The sequence below is a fragment of the Polaribacter sp. Hel1_33_78 genome, from assembly GCF_900106075.1.
Classification (GTDB): domain Bacteria; phylum Bacteroidota; class Bacteroidia; order Flavobacteriales; family Flavobacteriaceae; genus Polaribacter.
On record NZ_LT629794.1, the window covers coordinates 313,724 to 333,788 of the forward strand.

15 protein-coding genes and 1 tRNA gene are annotated in these 20,065 nt (G+C 31.0%); 7 read left to right on the top strand and 9 right to left on the bottom strand.

What is annotated here, in order from left to right; all coding sequences use genetic code 11:
• Positions 1-114: 114 nt before the first annotated feature.
• Together BLT88_RS01530 and fbp are read right to left on the bottom strand one after the other, a co-directional pair.
• Positions 115-723: a superoxide dismutase gene (locus BLT88_RS01530; protein ID WP_091955609.1), complete on the bottom strand. Its 609-nt coding sequence runs from the start codon at positions 721-723 to the stop codon at positions 115-117.
• Positions 724-973: 250 nt separating this feature from the next.
• On the bottom strand, positions 974-1,984 hold the full coding sequence (fbp, locus tag BLT88_RS01535) for a class 1 fructose-bisphosphatase (protein WP_091955610.1): 1,011 nt from the start codon (positions 1,982-1,984) through the stop codon (positions 974-976).
• Positions 1,985-2,164: 180 nt separating this feature from the next.
• Here fbp and BLT88_RS01540 point away from each other — a divergent pair, with 180 nt between their 5' ends.
• From BLT88_RS01540 to BLT88_RS01555, 4 genes are all read left to right on the top strand, one after another.
• Positions 2,165-2,644 (top strand): GNAT family N-acetyltransferase, encoded by a 480-nt coding sequence (locus BLT88_RS01540; protein WP_091952548.1) that lies wholly within the window; start codon positions 2,165-2,167, stop codon positions 2,642-2,644.
• Position 2,645: 1 nt separating this feature from the next.
• Positions 2,646-3,899 (top strand): aspartate kinase, encoded by a 1,254-nt coding sequence (locus BLT88_RS01545; RefSeq protein ID WP_091952550.1) that lies wholly within the window; start codon positions 2,646-2,648, stop codon positions 3,897-3,899.
• 54 nt (positions 3,900-3,953) lie between these two features.
• Positions 3,954-5,759: a lysophospholipid acyltransferase family protein gene (locus tag BLT88_RS01550; RefSeq protein WP_091952551.1), complete on the top strand. Its 1,806-nt coding sequence runs from the start codon at positions 3,954-3,956 to the stop codon at positions 5,757-5,759.
• 141 nt (positions 5,760-5,900) lie between these two features.
• Positions 5,901-6,254, top strand: coding sequence for a phage holin family protein (locus tag BLT88_RS01555; RefSeq protein WP_091952553.1), 354 nt, complete (start codon positions 5,901-5,903; stop codon positions 6,252-6,254).
• Here the strand turns inward: BLT88_RS01555 and BLT88_RS01560 are convergent.
• The 4 genes from BLT88_RS01560 to polA form a co-directional block, all read right to left on the bottom strand.
• A complete protein-coding gene (locus BLT88_RS01560) occupies positions 6,251-7,210 on the bottom strand; it encodes an L-threonylcarbamoyladenylate synthase (RefSeq protein ID WP_091952555.1) in 960 nt (319 codons plus the stop codon). The two genes, BLT88_RS01555 and BLT88_RS01560, sit on opposite strands and share 4 nt — an antisense overlap.
• Positions 7,211-7,249: 39 nt before the next feature.
• On the bottom strand, positions 7,250-8,926 hold the full coding sequence (locus BLT88_RS01565; protein ID WP_091952557.1) for an RluA family pseudouridine synthase: 1,677 nt from the start codon (positions 8,924-8,926) through the stop codon (positions 7,250-7,252).
• Between the two features lie 167 nt (positions 8,927-9,093).
• The gene (locus tag BLT88_RS01570; protein ID WP_091952558.1) at positions 9,094-9,471 is read right to left on the bottom strand and encodes a hypothetical protein; all 378 of its coding nucleotides are present in this window, start codon (positions 9,469-9,471) and stop codon (positions 9,094-9,096) included.
• 9 nt (positions 9,472-9,480) lie between these two features.
• The gene (gene polA / locus BLT88_RS01575; RefSeq protein ID WP_091952560.1) at positions 9,481-12,327 is read right to left on the bottom strand and encodes a DNA polymerase I; all 2,847 of its coding nucleotides are present in this window, start codon (positions 12,325-12,327) and stop codon (positions 9,481-9,483) included.
• 327 nt (positions 12,328-12,654) lie between these two features.
• Between polA and BLT88_RS01580 the strand changes: the two genes are divergently transcribed.
• On the top strand, positions 12,655-13,878 hold the full coding sequence (locus tag BLT88_RS01580) for a metallophosphoesterase (RefSeq protein WP_091952561.1): 1,224 nt from the start codon (positions 12,655-12,657) through the stop codon (positions 13,876-13,878).
• Between the two features lie 87 nt (positions 13,879-13,965).
• A complete protein-coding gene (locus BLT88_RS01585; RefSeq protein ID WP_036784158.1) occupies positions 13,966-14,259 on the top strand; it encodes a co-chaperone YbbN in 294 nt (97 codons plus the stop codon).
• A gap of 90 nt (positions 14,260-14,349) precedes the next feature.
• Here the strand turns inward: BLT88_RS01585 and BLT88_RS01590 are convergent, their stop codons facing one another.
• Positions 14,350-17,466: a DUF2723 domain-containing protein gene (locus BLT88_RS01590; protein ID WP_091952563.1), complete on the bottom strand. Its 3,117-nt coding sequence runs from the start codon at positions 17,464-17,466 to the stop codon at positions 14,350-14,352.
• A 170-nt stretch (positions 17,467-17,636) separates the two neighbouring features.
• Between BLT88_RS01590 and BLT88_RS01595 the strand changes: the two genes are divergently transcribed.
• Positions 17,637-17,708 (top strand) — tRNA-Gln (locus BLT88_RS01595).
• Between the two features lie 62 nt (positions 17,709-17,770).
• Here the strand turns inward: BLT88_RS01595 and thrC are convergent.
• Positions 17,771-19,054 carry a threonine synthase gene (thrC, locus tag BLT88_RS01600; protein ID WP_091952565.1) on the bottom strand — a complete coding sequence of 428 codons (1,284 nt, stop codon included), beginning with the start codon at positions 19,052-19,054 and terminating at the stop codon, positions 17,771-17,773.
• An 85-nt stretch (positions 19,055-19,139) separates the two neighbouring features.
• On the bottom strand, positions 19,140-20,063 hold the full coding sequence (locus BLT88_RS01605; protein WP_091952567.1) for a homoserine kinase: 924 nt from the start codon (positions 20,061-20,063) through the stop codon (positions 19,140-19,142).
• Positions 20,064-20,065: the final 2 nt, after the last annotated feature.

The window sequence follows — 20,065 nt, forward strand, 5'->3', positions numbered from 1 at the left end:
TTAAATAGTTAATAAAAAAGCATCCAATATATTGGATGCTTTTTTATTTATATTAGAATTTTAATAGAATCACTGTTTTACATTCGAGTGAGATATTAAAACTAATTATGCCACTTATTTTGCTTCCGCGTAACGTTTTTCAACTTCATTCCAGTTAATTACTTTAAAGAAAGCATCAATATAATCTGGTCTTCTATTTTGATAGTTTAAATAGTAAGCGTGCTCCCAAACATCTAATCCTAAAATAGGGGTTCCGCCACAAGTTACACCTGGCATTAATGGGTTGTCTTGATTTGGTGTAGAACAAACTTCTACTTTTCCTCCTGGAAGTACACATAACCAAGCCCAACCTGAACCAAATTGTGTTGCTGCGGCTTTAGAGAAAGCTTCCATAAAAGCATCTTTAGTGCCAAATGCATCCTCAATAGCCCCTTTTAATTCTCCTGATAAGTATCCTTTCCCTTCAGGATTCATAACTGACCAGAATAAAGAGTGATTGTAAAATCCACCTCCATTATTTCTAACAGCACCATTGCTCATGTCTAAATTCGCAAGAATATCTTCAATAGATTTTCCTTCTAAATCAGTTCCTGCAACTGCTCCATTTAATTTTGTTGTATATCCATTATGATGTTTTGTATGGTGTATTTCCATAGTTCTAGCATCAATATGTGGTTCTAATGCATCATAAGCATACCCTAAATCTGGTAATTGAAAAGCCATAATTTTTTTATATTTAAAATTGATTAAATTAATTTTTATTGACAAATTTAAACATTAAAAAATAGTTTTACAAGAAGATCTAGTTTTGATAATTGATAGTGATATAAAGATGGCTTATTTTGATATATAAAAAGAGTAAACAAAGGCGTTAAAAAACCAATCTAAATCAGCCTTTTAAAGTTGATTATTATAGAAAGGTTCCAATATTTTTTTTGTATTTAATTGTTGATTTGTTTTATTTCACAACTATTTATTCTCCATGGGCGCGCATGAACTCTTCTACTTTTTCAACCATGTTCTTGCTTCCACAAACAAAAGGAACTCTTTGATGTAATTCTGTTGGGATAACATCCATAGTTCTTATATAGCCATCAGAAGATTTTCCATTGGCTTGTTCTGCAATAAAAGCCATGGGATTGCATTCGTATAATAAACGGAGTTTCCCATTAGGGTTTCTAGATCCTTTCGGATACATATAAATTCCACCTTTAATCATATTTCTATGAAAATCAGAAACCAAAGAACCAATATACCTACTTGTGTAAGGTCTTTCTCCTTCTTCCTCCTGACAGTATTTAATATATTTTTTTATCCCTAATGGAAAGTCTAAATAATTCCCTTCATTTACAGAATAAATATTACCATCTTCTGGAAACTGCATGTTTGGGTGGGATAAATAAAAAGAACCAATGGCTGGATTTAATGTAAAACCATTGACTCCATGACCAGTGGTGTAAACTAACATAGTAGAGGTGCCATAAACTACATACCCAGCAGCAACTTGCTCACTTCCTTTCTGTAAAAAATCTTTTAGCTGTACCGGTGTTCCTACAGGAGTTACTCTTCTGTATATAGAAAAAATAGTTCCTACAGAAACGTTTACATCAATATTTGAAGATCCATCTAAAGGATCAATTAAAACAACATATTTATTTTGATGTTTTTCATCTTGACTGTTTATGCTTATAAAACTGTCTTCTTCTTCACTTGCAATTCCACAAACAATATTTCTTTTTGTTAGAGTTTGAATGAATTTTTCATTGGCGTATACATCCAACTTTTGTTGGTCTTCACCTTGAATATTTGTATCGCCAGCAGTACCAAGAATATCTACTAAACCAGCTTTATTAACTTCGTGATTTACTACTTTTGCAGCTAATCTTATAGAATTGATAAGTCTAGAAAGTTCTCCCGAACTAAATTGAAAAGAAGATTGATTTTTAATAATAAACTCTCCTAAAGTTTCTTTTTGTCTAGTCATTTTTTTTTGAGATAAATTGATTTTACAAAGATGCTGATTTTTTACTAAATCGATTTCGTAAAAATGGGTTTTCTTTTTTAAAAAAAAGTTAATTTTTAACAAATCAAAAATAAATGTTCAAAAACATGAGATATTTTACCGTGATTTCAAAACGACTATCTTTGACAAAATTTTTATAAGATGAGTTTTATTATAAGAGAAGGGCAAGAAAAAGATGTACAAGCTGTTTTAGATTTAATTATTGAGCTAGCAGTTTTTGAAAAAGAGCCAGATGCTGTAGAAATTACTGTTGATGATTTACTAAGAGACGGTTTTTCTAAAGAACCAAAGTTTAAACTTTTTGTTGCTATAGAAAGTGGTTTAGTTATCGGTATTGCCTTATTTTATGAACGGTATTCAACTTGGAAAGGAAAAACAATTCATTTAGAAGATTTAATGGTTACTAAAAGCAAACGAAAGATAGGTGCTGGGAAAGCCTTATATACAGCAGTTTTAAAATATGCTCATCAACATCATTTTAATAGAGTTGCATGGGAAGTAATTGATTGGAATGTAAATGCAATTAATTTTTACAAAAGTACAGGGGCTGTCTATTTAAAGGATTGGTCTGTGGTACAAATGAACAAAGAGGGTTTAGAGAAATTTATTCAAAACAATTAAAATGAAGATTTTTAAGTTTGGAGGTGCTTCGATAAAAGATGCAGAAAGTGTAAAAAATGTTGCCAACATTATTAGAACCGAAGTAGCTAAAGATACTTTAGTTGTTATTTCTGCCATGGGAAAAATGACAAATGCGTTTGAAGATGTTGTAGAAGCTTATTATAATAAAACAGAAAATTTACCCAAGAAGCTTAATTTTATAGAGGATTTTCATAAAAATATTATGAATTCTCTTTTTGATAAAGAGGATACAGTTTATAAAGATATAGCTATTCTTTTTGGCGAACTTGGCTGGTTTTTAGCAAGAAACACTTCACAAAGATCTAATTATGTGTATGATCAAATTATTTGTTTTGGTGAGTTGTTATCTACTAGAATTGTAAGTGCATATTTATCTAAAATAGGAATAGATAATTGTTGGTTTGATGTGCGGAATTATATAAAAACAGACAGTAATTATCGCGATGCTAAAGTAGATTGGCAACTTACAGAGGAGATTATTTCTAAAAAAGTTGATACTTCTAAACTAAATATTACCCAAGGTTTTATTGCGGCGAATGATACTGAAAATTCGACTACTTTAGGTAGAGAGGGTTCGGATTATACAGCAGCTATTTTTGCCTATTGTTTGCATGCAGAAAGTGTTACCATTTGGAAAGATGTTGATGGTGTTTTAAATGCAGACCCAAGAGTTTTTGCAGAGACTACTTTGTTAAAACAAATTTCTTATGAAGAAGCTATTGAAATGGCTTTTTATGGGGCTTCTGTAATTCACCCTAAAACATTGCAACCTTTGGAGAGGAAAGAAATTCCTTTATTGGTTCGCTCTTTTTTAAATCCAAAACAAACTGGTACTAAAGTTTCTAAAGGAAGCAGTTTAAGGCCTTACATTCCTTGTTTCATTGTTAAGAAAGATCAGATTTTACTATCAATTTCGGCATTAGACTTTTCTTTTATGGTAGAAAATAATATCAGTTATATTTTTCAAAAATTACATGATTATCAATTAAAAGTAAATTTAATTCAAAATTCAGCAATTAGTTTTTCTGTTTGTATAGATAATAAATTTAACAAATTTGATGTCTTTTATAACGAGTTAAAAAAACAGTTTAAAATGGATGTTCAAAAGGAAGTTGATTTGTATACCGTTCGCCATTTTGATGACAAGGCTATAGCAGTTATAGAAGCAAAAGGGAAGTCATTACTTACGCAAATAAACAAAGAAACTTTTCAAATAGTTTTAGAACCGAATTAAAAAAGATTGCTTTATTTTTTTCACTATTTTTGCTGACAGGTCTAATTTTCACACATGGCATTAGTAACATCTAAAGAAATTGCACAAGTTATTGGTTTCGAGAAGCTTGGTTTTCTCGGTACATTTACAGGTTGGTTACTTATAAAAATTTTGAGGATTTCTGTAATAAACAGCATTTATAATAAGAATAAAGATAAACCTGTTTTAGATTTTTTAGAGGGTGTTATTGACGAGTTACAAATTGAATTTGAAGTACCTGAAGAAGATCTTAAGAGAATACCAAAAGACGGTCCTTTTATTTCGGTTTCGAATCATCCACTGGGTGGAGTAGATGGAATTTTAATCTTGAAATTGTTATTAGAACATCGTTCTGATTATAAAACTCTTTCTAATTTTTTGATTCACAGAATTGAACCATTAAAGCCTCATACAATTGCTGTAAACCCCTTTGAGGATCATAAAGATGCTAAATCTAGTATTGGAGGAATTAAACAAGCTTTAGGTCATATAAAAGCAGGGAATTCGTTAGGTGTTTTTCCCGCTGGAGAAGTTTCCACTTTTAAAGAAGGTAAGTTAATGGTCGATAAGCCCTGGGAAGAAGGTGCTGTAAGATTAATAAAAAAAGCTGAAGTACCTATTATTCCAATTTATTTTCACGCCAAAAACAGTAAGTTTTTCTACATGTTAAATAAAATTAGTGGAACTTTAAGAACGGCAAAATTACCATCCGAATTGCTTAATCAAAAAAATAAGATTATAAAAATAAGAATTGGTAAACCAATTTCTGTAAAGGATCAGAAAGAATTTGAAAACATTAACGCTTTTTCTGATTTTATAAGGAGGAAGACATATATGTTGGCCAATCCGTTTGAAAAAAAGAATAAGATTTTATCTACAGAAAAAATAAAAATAAAAAAATCTTCGAAAGAAATTACGCCTCAAAAAAGTATCGATTCCTTTGCTAAAGAAGTAGATGTTTTAAGAGAAAATAATGGAAGATTATTAGAAAGTAAAAATTATGAAGTTTTTTTTGCCAAGGCAAAACAGATACCCAATTTACTTCATGAGATAGGACGGCTGCGTGAAATTACTTTTAGAGATGTTGGTGAAGGAACAAAAAAATCTATTGATTTAGATAAGTATGATCGGTATTATTATCATATGTTTTTATGGGATAGAAAAGCTAATTGTTTGGCTGGATCTTATAGAATGGGTCTAGGAAAAGAGATTTACAAAAAGTATGGCATTAACGGTTTTTATGTGCAAACTTTATTTAGAATTGAGCCAGAATTGCATCAAATGATGGAAAACACCATAGAAATGGGACGCGCTTTTATCATAAAAGAATATCAACAAAAGCCAATGCCTTTATTTTTGCTTTGGAAAGGGATTGTGCATGTAACTCTGCGTTATCCAGAACATAAGTATCTCATGGGCGGTGTTTCTATAAGCAATCAGTTTTCAGACTTTTCAAAATCGTTGATGATTGAGTTTATGAAATCTCATTATTACGATCCATATATAGCTCAATATATTTACCCAAAGAAAGAATTTAAAGTAAAATTAAAGGATGATGACAAAGATTTTGTGTTTGACGCGACCAAAGCAGATATGCAAAAGTTTGATAAAATTATTGATGAGATTGAACCCGGAGCACTAAGGATTCCCGTTTTAATTAAAAAATATGTGAAGCAAAATGCACGTTTAGTTGCTTTTAATGTAGATCCAAAATTCAATAATGCAGTTGATGGGTTAATGTATATTAAAGTTGCAGATATACCCGAAAGTACCGTAAAACCAGTAATGGAAGAGTTTCAGGCAGAACTAGAACGGAAAGCTGCTGACCTCCAAAAGGCATAGTTGTATTTATTTTAGTTTAGAGGTAAAATGGCTTGTTTTTAGTAAGTCTGCCAAAAAAGCAGCTTTTATATTTGGTATAATTTTAGCTTTACAGATTCTATATTATTATTTCTATGCAGGTAGGAATTTAACTTAAATATTATGAAAACCTTTTTAAAAATTTTATTAACGGCTTTAGCAGTGATTGTTTTAGCTAATATTTTACCAGGAGTAACAGTAACTAGTTATGTAACTGCAATTATTGTTGCAGTTGTAATTTCGTTATTAAATATGTTTGTAAGACCGCTTTTGGTGTTTTTTACATTACCAGCGACCATTGTAACTTTAGGCTTATTTTTATTTGTAATAAACGCAATTATTATTTTATTAGCAGATAAGTTAATAGATGGTTTTGCTGTTTCAGGATTTTTTACAGCCTTCTTTTTTAGTATTTTACTGTCAATTTTTAGGTCAGTTTTGTTCTCACTTTTAAAAGAAGATAAGCCTAATTATTAATGAAATGCCGCTCTTTGTAAACGATCATTAACAGATTTCCCTAAACCAGTATCTGGTAATCTTTCTGCAATAATAACATCTAAATTCAAATGATCTAATTCATGCAAAGCATCATATAATTTTGCTCCAGCTTCATGTAAATCTTTATTTTTAGATAAGATAATTTCATAAGAAATAGCATCACTTTTATAAGAAGTATTAAAAGTTAAAATTCCGATTTTTTTATTTGGATATTTTTTAATTTCCTTAGTAATTGAAGAAGTTAAGATTGTTCGTGTTAGTGGAGAATAATGTTTGTCTAACATTCCTGGAGCATCAGGATTTTCTTTCTTTTTATTTTTTATTCGAACAGCACCAATTACAGCTTCAATATCCTCCAAAGCTAAAGCTCCTAATCTGTAAATAATTGGTTCATCATCCTCAAAACCTATAATGGTAGATTCAATTCCATTTTTACAAGAACCGCCATCTAAAACCATTTTTATATCATTTTTAAAATAACGTTCTACATGAGCTGGTTTTGTTGGGCTAATGTTGTTAAAAGGATTTGCACTTGGAGCCGCTAAAGGAAATGGCAATTGGTTTAAAAGGGTTATCGTTACAGGATGATTTGGTACACGCACGGCAACCGTATCTTTGCCCGCAGTAATAATATCAGGAATATCTTTGTGCTTTTTTAAGACCAAGGTCATAGCGCCTGGCCAAAAATGTTTTGCTAAGATTTTTGCTTTCTTAGGAACTTCAGAAACAATCGTTTCTAAAACATCAACAGAGGAAATATGTACAATTAAAGGATTAAAAAAAGGGCGCTTTTTAGTTTTAAAAATACATTTAATCGCTTTCTCACTAAAGATATTTCCTGCTAAACCGTAAACGGTTTCAGTAGGTATGGCAACCAGTTCTTCGTTGGTTAACAGTGTGATTGCTTTTTGTATGTCTTTAGAAATAATGCTCATAATTCATTTGCAAAATTACGGATTAAATTGATTTATTTTTTAAAAATCAGCAGCAACAGTAAAACTCATTTTTTTATTTGTGAATGGATGCATAAATTCAATAAATTCAGCATGAAGGTGTAATCTATTTGTCTTTTTTCCATACAAATCATCACCAATAATTGGAGTATTTAAGCCGTCTTTATGTGCGGCATGTACTCTTAATTGATGCGTTCTACCTGTTATAGGGTAAAAATAAACACGCGTTTTTCCATTTTCTCTTTGGATGACTTCCCAATTTGTTTTCGCATTTTTTCCATATTCGAAATCTACTAGCTGTTTAGGTCTATCTTCTAAATCAACACGTAAAGGCAATTTTATTGTTCCTTTATTTTCCGATAAATTTCCATCTAATAAAGCCACATAACGTTTTTTAATGGTTCTATTTATAAACTGACCTTGTAAAATTTTATTAGCTTCTTTTGTTTTGGTCAATAATAAAATTCCAGAGGTAGACATGTCTAAACGATGCACAATTAAAGGACCTTTTGCAGCAGGGTATTTTTCTTTAATTCTGCTATAAACAGAGTCATTTATTTCTTTACCAGGGACAGACAATAATTCTGTAGGTTTATGAACAACAATTAAAACATCATCTTCATAAATAATTTTTAGTTCTTGTTTATCGGCTAGGTTTTCTAATAATAAATTATCATCCATGACTACCCCATTGAGCATGTGCGATAAAATAGGTTTACATCGACCCTGACAAGCAGGATAATAGTTTTTATGTTTTCTTATGGCTAAATTTGGTGAAATACCCCACCAAAATTCTGCCATTACAATCGGCTTTAAATCGCTAGCAAAAGCATAATTTAATAATTTTGGGGCGGAACACTCTCCTGACCCTGCGGGAGGTTTTATTGCTGGATTAGCAAAAATATCTAACAAATTTTTATGCTCTTTTTGTTGATTTAAAAACGAGTATTTACTAAATAATGTTTGTTGTAAATAGTTAGATTTTTCTTTTCGTTCTTTTCTAAGAGCAGTAATTTTATCTTCAAAAATGATTAGTTTTTTGCTGTTTTTTTCAAGTTTAAGATCATAATATTCTTGCAGTTCTTTATATAAAAATTGATCATTATAACTTTCTTGCATTAATTTTTTTGTCAGAGCTTTAAACTCTAAATCATCTAAAATTAAAATTGCATTTTTCTTATGAAGTTTTCTGCTAGATTTAGAAAGCTTCATTTTCTTTCTCTGATTTTCTAAACTTTCAGCAATCGTTTTCTTAAGTTTTGTTTGCGTTTTTTTTAAAGCTAAATAAGCTTTATTACTTTCCAGAATAGTTAATTGATTATTAATTTCATCAATTTCTATTTCCCCTTTTATATAAAAACTACCTTTTGTTCTCATGTTAAAAACAGGAGGAACAAATTTTTTCGGCAAACTTTTATCTGCTAATTTTCCAGAAAAAGCTGCGAGATACCCAATTTCATTTTGTTGGTTTTGAACAACTAATACTCCAAACATTTTTCCAATTGGTAAATCAGTTTGAGATGCATCTAATCCAAAGTTATGGGTAAAATCAGTTTGAGATTCTAAATAATCTTGTAATTCTTTTACTGCAATTTTTGCAAGCAAATGTGGTTCATAATAAAACGGAAAGGTAAACTTTTTTGGAGTTTTTATTCCTGCTATAGAAGTGGTGAAATTTTGAAAATATGTCGAATCCAAAAAACAATGATTTTTTTATAAGTCAAAGGTAAAGTAAAAGGCGGAATTAAAAATCGATAAATTTATAGTGTTTTCAAAACATGAATTGTTAGAAAGAAATCCTCATTCTGTTTAATCTTTGACTGCTACTCTAAACTTTAAGTACAATAATTTTTCAGACTCTTTTATCAACTAGCACATGGAGAAAATAGTAAATCTGTAGGGTTATCAATATCGTATAAATATGTATATCCTTTTGATTCCTTCTTACAAAAAGGTTCTAAAAAATTTATCATTTTTATAAAGCCTTCAATAGTTAAAATGCAGAAAAACGTTTCTTTATCTTTTGTTAATATGCCTTCGTCAGATTTGAATAATCCAAAAATTAGATTGTAGTTAGTGGTGTTTATAAAATCTATTTGCGATAAATCTAGTTTTTGTTTTTTTTCAATTATTATTTCTTTTAAAAGATCTCTAAATAGAATTGCTTCAGCCTTGTTAAAGTCGAAGAGACGAACAATGTTTTCGCCTAGACCATTTACATTTTCAATATAATCTAATTCCATTTTTATTTTTTAATGAGCCTCCAACCAATTTTCTCCTATTCCCATTTCAACATCTAATGGAACACTCATTTTAAAAGCATTTTCCATTTCGTATTTTATAATTGGCTGTATCATTTCTAACTCGTCTTTATGTGCATCAAAAACCAATTCATCATGCACTTGCAATAACATTTTTGATTTAAAGTTTTCTTTCTTAAAACGATTATGAATATTAATCATTGCTAGCTTTATAATATCTGCAGCAGAACCTTGGATAGGTGCATTTACAGCATTTCTTTCCGCACCACTTCTAACCATAGCATTTCTAGAATTGATGTCTTTTAAATACCTGCGCCTGTTTAAAACCGTTTCTACATATCCGTGCTCTCTGGCAAAATCTACTTGTGCAGACATGTATGCTTTTAATTTTGGATAGGTTTCATAATAGGTTTCAATTAGCTCTTTAGCCTCACTTCTAGACAAATCGGTTTGGTTGCTCAATCCGAATGCTGAAACGCCATAAACAATTCCGAAATTAACAGTTTTTGCATTACTTCTTTGTTCACGAGTTACTTCATTTAAAGGAACATTAAATACTTTAGCAGCGGTGGAAGCATGAATATCCTCTCCATTCTTAAAAGCATTGATCATATTTTCTTCTTCACTTAAAGAAGCGATAATTCGCAATTCAATTTGAGAATAGTCTGCCGCTAATAAAACATAATTTTCATCTCTTGGGATAAAAGCTTTACGCACTTCACGTCCGCGTTCTGTTCTAATAGGTATATTCTGCAAATTAGGGTTGTTAGAACTTAAGCGCCCAGTTGCAGCAACAGCTTGCATATATTGCGTATGAATCCTTCCAGTTTTTGGGTTTACTTCATTTGGCAATGCATCTACATAGGTACTTTGTAATTTTTTATATTGACGGTATTCTTGAATATCTCTTATAATTTGATGGTCTTTTGCCAAGAAGGATAAGATGTCTTCACCGGTTTTGTATTGCCCAGTTTTTGTCTTTTTTGGTTTGGCCACCAATTGCATATTCTCAAACAAAACAATTCCTAATTGTTTAGGCGAAGCAATATTAAATTCTTCTCCTGCTTGCTCGTAAATACTCTTTTCTAATCGGTTTATATCATCAGTCAATGCAACGGATAATTCTTTTAAGAAATCAGAATTCAGATTTATGCCTTCAATTTCCATTGCTGTTAGAACAGAAACTAGCGGCAATTCAATTTGATTAAATAGCTTGGTCACATTTCCGCTTTCTAATTCTTTGGTAAAATGTTCTTTTAATTGAAGCGTAATATCTGCATCTTCAACAGCATATTCTGTTTGCTCTTTAATAGAGACTACTCTCATAGAAAGTTGGTTTTTCCCTTTTTTACCAATCAATTCTGTAATTGATACTGGTTGATAATTTAAATAGGTTTCTGCCAGCATATCCATAGTATGGCGCATATCTGGATTTATCAGATAATGGGCAATCATGGTATCAAACAATTTCCCTTTTACTGGCATATTATAGTTTGATAAAACTTTGATGTCATATTTTAAATTATGACCAATTTTTTCAATTTCTGATTCAAAAAACGGTCTAAATTCTTCTAGAATCGTTTTCGTTTCTTCCTGATTTTCTGGGAATGCAACATAATACCCTTTCCCAATTTCAAAAGAAAAAGCGATTCCAATTAATTCAACTTCTAAGGCTTTTAAACCAGTCGTTTCTGTATCAAAACAAACTGAATTTTGTTGCATTAATTTGCTAATTAATAATTTTCTAGAGAATGGAGAGTCTATATGTTGATAAAAATGACTCGTATTTTTTATGGTTTTAAATCCGGATGCAACTTCGGCTTCAGAAATACTTCCGGTTCCGGGAGCTGCAAATAAATCAAATTGTCCTTCCGGACTTGAAACTGCTTTTTTAGGGGAAACGTTTGTTTTTTCTTTTGTAGAACTTTCTACTGAATTTGTTTTTACTGCATTTTCAATAGCAAAAGTTCTGGTGAAGTTCGTTAATAAATTTCGAAACTCTAATTCGTTAAAAAGCTCAGTAACTTTCTCAATATTTGGCTGATCTAATTCAAAATCTTTGGCATGAAAAGATACAGGAACATCTAACATAATGGTTGCTAGTTGTTTCGAAAGTAAGCCCAATTCTTTAGCGCCTTCTACTTTTTCTTTCATTTTTCCTTTTAGCTCATGCGTGTTCGCGAACAAGTTCTCCATAGAACCATAAGTGGCTAAAAATTTCTTTGCAGTTTTTTCTCCAACGCCAGGTAAACCTGGGATATTATCTGCAGAATCGCCCATCATTCCTAAAAAATCAATAACTTGTTCTGGTCTTTCTACTCCAAATTTTTCTTGTATTTCTGGTACTCCCCAAATATCGTAACCACCTCCAAAACGAGGCTTATACATAAAAATATTTTTTGAAACTAGCTGTGCAAAATCTTTATCTGGAGTAACCATAAAGGTTTTGTACCCTTCTTTTTCGGCTTGCTTAGAAAGGGTTCCAATAACATCATCAGCCTCAAAACCTTCTTTTACCATAATAGGTATGTGCATGGCTTTTAGAATCTCTTGAATGTATGGCACTGCAATTTTAATTGCTTCTGGAGTTTCGTCTCTGTTGGCTTTGTAGGCTTCAAACATTTCTACCCTATCTACACTTCCGCCTTTGTCAAAACAAACTGCTAAATGATCAGGTCTTTCTCGTTTTATTACATCTAATAGAGAGTTCATAAAACCCATAATGGCAGAAGTATCTAATCCTTTGGAATTAATTCTCGGATTTTTTATAAATGCGTAATATCCTCTAAAAATTAATGCAAAAGCATCTACTAAAAAAACTCTTTTTTGATCTGACATTGTATGTTAAATTGTGGAATATAAAACTACGAAACTTAATTTGGCTGATAAAATAGTATTCGTGATTTTATGAATCAAAAAAAATAAATAATTTAAGCAAAGAAAAAGTATGATATATATGCTTGGATGATTTGATAAAAGATGAATATATATATATATAAAAGACCAAAGAAATTAAAAAAAAACTAAAGCTCTGAGAATAAATCATAAGGGAAGCTCAATTTAATTATAAACTTAAACTCATAAATTTTCGGCATTTATTGTTAAACTCTTCTAAAAACTAAATTAGTAAACCATTAAAGAATTAAATTTGTAAAAACTTTTTTTATGTCACGTTGGATTTTCCCATTAATTATTATAACGATATTAATTATTGTAGTTGAAATTTATACATTTCAAGCATTTAAAATAGTTTTAAAAAGTAAAATTGTACGTTATTCCTTTTTATTAGCTAGTGTTGCGGTATATATCAATTTTTTTAGTTTAGTATTAACCTATTCAAGAAGCGATGGACAAACACCTCAATTTCAAATGGCCATGGGCTTGTTGTTAACCGCTTCTATTCCTAAATTAGTGATTATCATACTTCTTTTTGGAGAAGACATTTATCGATGGATTTTAAAGCTAATTTCTGCAATTTCAAATGGAGAAACTAAATCCTTAGAAGGAAGAAGAAAATTTATTTCGCAATTAGCCTTAGTGCTTGCTGCATTGCCGTTTTCTGCTTTCGCTTATGGTATCATTCAAGGAAAATATAATTATAAAGTAATAAAACACCAGCTATCTTTTGATGACTTACCGGAGGCTTTCGATGGCTATACAATTACACAAATTTCTGATATTCATTCAGGTAGTTTTACCAACAAAGAAAAAATACAGTATGGTGTTGATTTAATCAACGAACAAAAATCTGATTTAATGTTATTTACAGGAGACATTGTAAATAATACAGCAGATGAAATGACTGATTGGATAGATGTTTTTTCTCAGCTAAAAGCGAAAGAGGGAAAATATTCTATCCTAGGAAATCATGATTATGGAGATTATATGGATTGGGGATCCCCTTCAGATAAAATTAAAAATTTTCAAGAGGTAAAAAACATACACAAAAAAATTGGTTTTGATTTGTTGTTAGATGAGCATCGTTATTTAGAAAAAGGCGGACAAAAAATTGCGCTTTTGGGAGTAGAAAATTGGGGGAAAGGATTTAACCAAGCAGGAGATTTGGAGAGAGCGTCAGCAAATATTAAAAAAGAAGATTTTAAGATTTTAATGAGTCATGATCCCAGTCATTGGGAATACAAAGTAAAACAAGACAAGTTTAATTATCAATTAACTCTAAGTGGGCATACGCATGGTTTGCAAATGGGTATTGAAATTCCTGGCTGGTTTAAATGGAGCCCATCGAAATATGTTTACAAACAATGGGCTGGATTGTATCAGGAATTCGGTAGATATATTAATGTAAATAGAGGTTTTGGATACCATGCATTTCCTGGAAGGGTTGGTATTTGGCCAGAAATTACAGTCATAGAACTGAAAAAAGCCTGATAATCAGCTTATTCAATAAGATTTATTATATTTGTGGATTAAAATTGAATAGTTTAGTGATTTTAATTTCATTAAAAATTTTATGTTATGACAAAATTTGGAGAATTAATTAGTGTCGATAAACCTGTTTTAATTGATTTTTATGCAGATTGGGATGAGGTTGAAAATAGTATTGATACCTTAAGGGACGTTGCTGCAGCTTTAGGAGATAGAGCAAAAGTGATAAAAATTGATATTAAAGAAAATGAAACACTAGCAGATGCTCTGCGGGTTAAAGGAAATCCTACTTTTATGATTTATAAAAATGGAAAAATGAAATGGCGCCAAACAGGTTTTCAAGATGCTAATACTTTAATTGGTTTGGTACAACAGTACGTTTAAAATTTAGTTTCAGAATATATAAATTAAAAAAAGCCCAATTCTAAAGACATTAATATGTTTTGAATTGGGCTTTTTTATACTTTTTCTTAATTATTCTTCTTCTGGCATAATATGACTAAACAAACTAATTGTTTTGTTAAAATCTTCTTGCAGCTCTGTTGTAAAAGCCTCATCCGTGTCATATTTAGTAACTTGATCTATGATTCCTCGATATAAATATCTAAAAGTCATATCAAACTCATCAAAAATCATGTCAAATTCTTCTGCAGAAAAAGTACTAAACCATACTAATTTATCTTTAAACAGGGTGATTAAAGTCTTTGCAGTTGCTCTTGCTTTTTCTTTTTGTCCCAGTTTATAATACATTTCTGGGTATTCCATGGATAAGCTGTAGTGATCAAAATCTTTAATTGGTAATTTCTCAATCGATAAATCTAATACTTCTAAAGCATTTAAAGTATCGCCTTCTTTTGCAAAAGCAGCAGATAAACGCATTAAGCTATTTCTTAAAGAAATTGCATTTCTTTTAGTTTGCTCGTCTAAATAAATTTTACCATCATTAATATTTCTCCAATTCCATTTTTGTACATTTTTGTACATTTTTTGGGCATCTATTCTGCCAATATCAAATAAGCTTAATTCTCTTTGTAATTCTCCTTTTTGATTATATGTTTTTGTAGGTGTTTTTATTGGTACAAATTTAAAAGCAACACCATCGAGTTGTAAATAATCTTTTAACCAAATATATTCACTATCCGTATTAGAACCACCAGTAAAATAAATTGGACGTTCCCAATTAAAATTATTTAGAATATCTAGCATTAAAAGGGTGTTCTTAGCCAAAGCTCTGTCCACAGTAATATCAATATAAGGGACAATTTTATCTGCATCTTTTTGAGCTACAATTCCGTATTTTAAAACATTTTCTTTGTTAACAGGAATTCTTATTTTATTAGTTGGAAGCATTTTTTCAGGATTTCCATCTTCATCTAAATCATAAAAAGTTTTCTTACTATCACTTCTAACCCATTTCATATAGGTCTTTAAATCGATAACAGAATCTTTTAGATTCGGAAATAATTCTTGAAAATAATAAGCAACATCTAATGTTCCATACTTATATTCATCATGTGTTAATTGCGATGGAATAGGAGGTGCGTTATAAGTTGCGCGTTTCATTTGATCTATATACCAATCGGTTTGAAAAAGACTTGTATTGACCAATTTTACATCTGTTCTAATGCCTTCTACTTCTTGCATATACCACAGAGGAAACGTATCATTATCGCCTATGGTAAACAAGATTGCATTTGGGTCACAACTTTCTAAATATGCTTGAGCATTTAAATGAGTTGTGTATCTATTTGAGCGATCGTGATCATCCCAGTTTTCAAAAGCCATTAATGATGGAACTGCTAAAAAAGAAATAAATGTTACTGCAATAGCTATTAATTTTTGAGGACCAAAACTTTTCAAATAGTCATACAAAGCAAGCACGCCAAAGCCAATCCAAATGGCAAAAATGTAGAAACTTCCTACAATTGCATAATCGCGTTCTCTTGGCTCAAAAGGTTTTGGATTTGTGTAAAAAATGATCGCAAAACCAGTAAAAGCAAAAAACAAAAAGAGAGCAAAAAAGTTTTCTTTATCCCATTTTATTTGATACAATAAACCTATGATTCCTAGAAGCAGTGGTAAAAAATAATATTTATTTCGACCTTTATTTTCTAAAACTTGAGGAGGAAGTTTCTCTTGAGACCCTAATCTAACTTCATCAATAAAGTCAATTCCACTTAACCAATTACCATTAAAAATATCTAAATTACCTTGAATATCATTTTGACGCCCAACAAAGTTCCACATAAAATATCGGCCATACATATAACCAAACTGAAAACTCATCATAAACTTAATGTTCTCGGCAAAAGTTGGCCTACGTTTGCTGTTTTCAGGAATACCAGCAATGGCTTTGTACATTTTTTCTGAAGCAGGGTTTACCATTCTTGGAATAAAACCTTTGTGTTTATCAGACCAATTAGGAAGTACATCTTTATAAACATTTACAATAACATACTTACCATCTTTTTTTTCATACTTAGGTTTATCATCCTTTGTAGGGTTTGTAGCGTTTTGCTCTCTGCTATACGTATTTGAGTAGTATGTATCGTAAAAAACGTTTGCATCTCCATATTGTTCTCGTTCATAATACGCTAGTAATTCACGAGCACTTGATGGATTGTTTTCGTTAATAGTTGTATTTGCATTGGCTCTTATGGGCAACATCATCCAAGAAGAAAAACCTACCATAATAAATAATAGAGAAAGTAGTAATGTATTTGCAGTTACTTTTCCTGTTTTTCTGGTGTATTTCAATCCAAAATAGAACAATGCAACTAAAATAATTGCAGCAATTATAGATCCTGAATTGTAAGGCAAACCAATCGAATTAACGAAAAATAATTCTGAAGCGCTAAAGAATTTTAAAGTGAACGGAAATATAAACTTAAATACAAGTAACAAAACGAATACAGAAACAAAAGTAGCAATGGCCATTGTTTTTAGGTTAATAGTTTTAAAGGTTTTAAAGAAATATAACATGACAATGGCAGGAATTACTAGGAGAGAAAGTATATGAACTCCAAAAGATAATCCGACAACAAAACTTATTAAAATCAACCATTTATTCCCCCTTGGGTGATGCAATTCGCTTTCCCACTTTAAGCCTAGCCAAAATAATAAAGCCATTAAAAATGAGGACATTGCATACACTTCTCCCTCAACAGCACTAAACCAAAAACTATCAGAAAATGTATAAGTTAAAGAACCAACTAAACTACTGCCAAGAATAGCGATATATTTTCCGTCTAAGATTTCACCCGTTTTTGAAGCCAATTTTTTTGCTAAATTGGTAATTGTCCAAAACATAAATAGAATGGTAAAAGCACTTGCTAATGCAGACATAAAGTTGACCATTTTTGCAATTTCAGTAACTTCAGAAGTAAACATAGCAAAAAAGGCTCCTAACATTTGAAAAAGAGGTGCTCCTGGAGGATGCCCAACTTCTAATTTAACAGAAGTCGATATGTATTCTCCACAATCCCAAGCACTAACAGTTGGCTCTATAGTTAGTGTATAGGTAATTAATGCAATGGCAAATGCAACCCATCCTAAAATGATATTCCATTTTTTAAATTTTTCTGATGTCATAATTTACTAAATAATCTATGGCGAATTTACTAATAAATATGTTTAAAAGTAGGTTCTACAAACTTTTCTAAATACAGAATACCTCATAAAAATATGTTAAACTTAAAAATAATAAAAAAATGTTTGTAAAATTAAAAGATTAGATTAGATTTGCACCCGCAGAAAAGCATTGGCCTATGGTGTAATTGGTAACACACCGGTTTTTGGTACCGACATTCAAGGTTCGAGTCCTTGTAGGCCAACAAAAAGACCCTAATAAATTTAATTTATTAGGGTCTTATTTTTCTAATAGTTTTTGATTAGATTATTTCATTAAAAAATCTTTCAAGTCTTGATAGCTAGCTGCTTTTATTGAAACTTTTTTCTTATTGATTATTTTCTGAATTTGCTGTGGTATTTCAACTTTAACAGGCAGTGTTGCTTCAACAACATCTAAAAATTTCACTGGATGTGCAGTTTCAAGAAAAACACCAAATTCGTTTTCTTTTAATCCATGTTTTTTTAAACCTAAATAACCAATTGCTCCATGGGGCTCTGCAACATATCCAGATTTTGTATAAATTTCTTTCATTATAGCTTTAGTTTTATCATCCTTAAAACTGTATGAAGAAAAGGTGTTTTTAAGAGCTTCTATGTCGTTATTAAATAATTCTTGTATCCTAATAAAGTTACTTGGGTTTCCAACATCCATAGCATTAGAAATTGTTGCTTTTGAAGGTTTAGGGTTGTAAACACCCTCTTTTAAATAATTAGGAACTGTATCATTTACATTCGTAGAGGCCACAAAATGTTTGATTGGTAGGCCCAATTTTTGAGCCATAACCCCTGCACAAATATTTCCGAAATTTCCGCTAGGAACTGAAAATACGAGATCTTTATGTTTTTTATGTAATTCTTTATAGGCAAAGAAAAAGTAAAACATTTGTGGTAACCAGCGTGCAACATTTATAGAATTTGCAGAGGTTAGTGCTTTTTTAATTTCTTGATCTAAAAAAGCAGTTTTTACCATTTCTTGACAGTCATCAAAAACTCCATCTACCTCTAAGGCTGTAATATTTTGACCTAAAGTAGTTAATTGTTTTTCTTGGATATCACTTACTTTTCCTGAAGGGTATAAAATAACAACTTTAACACCTTTTGCACCTAAAAAACCATTGGCAACAGCACCACCTGTGTCTCCAGAAGTAGCTACCAGAACTGTAACTTCATCGTCATTGTCTTTATTAAAGTACTCTAAACATTGAGACATAAATTTTGCCCCAACATCTTTAAATGCCATTGTTGGTCCGTGAAACAATTCTAAAGAAGCTATGTTGTCATCGACCTTAACTAGAGGAAAATCAAATGAAACCGTTTTTGCAACAATTTCTTTTAGTTTTTTAGTAGGAATCTCATCACCGACAAACTGTTTAATTACTTCGTAGGCAATTTCATGATTTGTAAAATCAGAAATATTATTAATAAAGTCTTCAGGCAGTTTAGTGATGTTATCTGGGAAATAAATTCCTCTGTCTTTTGCTAACCCTTGAATAACAGCGTTTTTAAAACTTGTTTTTGGTGATGTATGATGTAAACTGTAATAGTTCATTTATTGTTTGTTAGTAATTTCGATAGAAACGAATATCTTTTTATTCAGTGAGATTTCTCTAGTTACGCTTCCTTCTTAATGATGGTTAATTTATTATTTTTATTCCTTCTTGATTTACTTTTGAAATAAACATTTCAAAATCAATTTCGGTATTTTTATAACTTTCTTGGACGCTATTATACACCTTTTGTGCAACTTCATCGCCTTTACATAGGGCAAAAATTGTTGGTCCAGAACCACTAATTCCCGCACCTAAGGCTCCTGCCGCAATCGCACTGCTTTTTACTTCATCAAAAAATGGAATTAATTTTTTGCGAGTAGGTTCTGCAACAACGTCTATTAATGAATTACTTATTAAATTGTAATTATCGGTATATAAACCGCTAATTAAACCTCCAACATTTGCCCATTGAGTCACTGCGTCTTTTAATGAGATTTTCTCTGGCAAAACTGCTCTAGCATCTTTTGTTTTTATCGCTATTTGTGGATGAATGGCAACAACTCTCAATGCAGTTGGAACCGGTAATTTTATAATTTCTAAAGGATCATAACTTCTTACCAAAACAAAACCTCCGAATATAGCGGCAGCAACATTATCTGCAATTGGGGTTCCACAAGCAACTTTTTCCCCAAACATTGCAAATTTTGTGAGTTCTAGTTTAGGAAAAATATTTCCTAATAATTGATTTGCACCAAAAGCAGCACCCGCAGCACTTGCAGCACTGCTTCCTAACCCACTTCCTGGTGAGAAGCCTTTATGAATTGTGAGCTCAATTCCAAAATCAGCGTTTACTTCACTTAACATTTTTTTCACAACGGTACTTGCTGCATTTTCGTCAACATTATAGGTTAAATCTGCACCAGTAATATTGGTTATCTTAACTCCTTTTTTAGCTGTTTTTGTAAATGTCATCTCATCTCCAATAGCATCCACAGCAAAACCCAACGAATCAAATCCACAAGAAACATTAGCAACAGTCGCAGGGGCAAATATTTTTAAATAATCCATGT

Bases quoted from the DNA above. Each gene is read 5' to 3' on its own strand.
- BLT88_RS01530 (WP_091955609.1), bottom strand. From the start codon at position 723: ATGGCTTTTCAATTACCAGATTTAGGGTATGCTTATGATGCATTAGAA.
- fbp (WP_091955610.1), bottom strand. From the start codon at position 1,984: ATGACTAGACAAAAAGAAACTTTAGGAGAGTTTATTATTAAAAATCAA.
- BLT88_RS01540 (WP_091952548.1), top strand. From the start codon at position 2,165: ATGAGTTTTATTATAAGAGAAGGGCAAGAAAAAGATGTACAAGCTGTT.
- BLT88_RS01545 (WP_091952550.1), top strand. From the start codon at position 2,646: ATGAAGATTTTTAAGTTTGGAGGTGCTTCGATAAAAGATGCAGAAAGT.
- BLT88_RS01550 (WP_091952551.1), top strand. From the start codon at position 3,954: ATGGCATTAGTAACATCTAAAGAAATTGCACAAGTTATTGGTTTCGAG.
- BLT88_RS01555 (WP_091952553.1), top strand. From the start codon at position 5,901: ATGAAAACCTTTTTAAAAATTTTATTAACGGCTTTAGCAGTGATTGTT.
- BLT88_RS01560 (WP_091952555.1), bottom strand. From the start codon at position 7,210: ATGAGCATTATTTCTAAAGACATACAAAAAGCAATCACACTGTTAACC.
- BLT88_RS01570 (WP_091952558.1), bottom strand. From the start codon at position 9,471: ATGGAATTAGATTATATTGAAAATGTAAATGGTCTAGGCGAAAACATT.
- polA (WP_091952560.1), bottom strand. From the start codon at position 12,327: ATGTCAGATCAAAAAAGAGTTTTTTTAGTAGATGCTTTTGCATTAATT.
- BLT88_RS01580 (WP_091952561.1), top strand. From the start codon at position 12,655: ATGTCACGTTGGATTTTCCCATTAATTATTATAACGATATTAATTATT.
- BLT88_RS01585 (WP_036784158.1), top strand. From the start codon at position 13,966: ATGACAAAATTTGGAGAATTAATTAGTGTCGATAAACCTGTTTTAATT.
- BLT88_RS01590 (WP_091952563.1), bottom strand. From the start codon at position 17,466: ATGACATCAGAAAAATTTAAAAAATGGAATATCATTTTAGGATGGGTT.
- thrC (WP_091952565.1), bottom strand. From the start codon at position 19,054: ATGAACTATTACAGTTTACATCATACATCACCAAAAACAAGTTTTAAA.
- BLT88_RS01605 (WP_091952567.1), bottom strand. From the start codon at position 20,063: ATGGATTATTTAAAAATATTTGCCCCTGCGACTGTTGCTAATGTTTCT.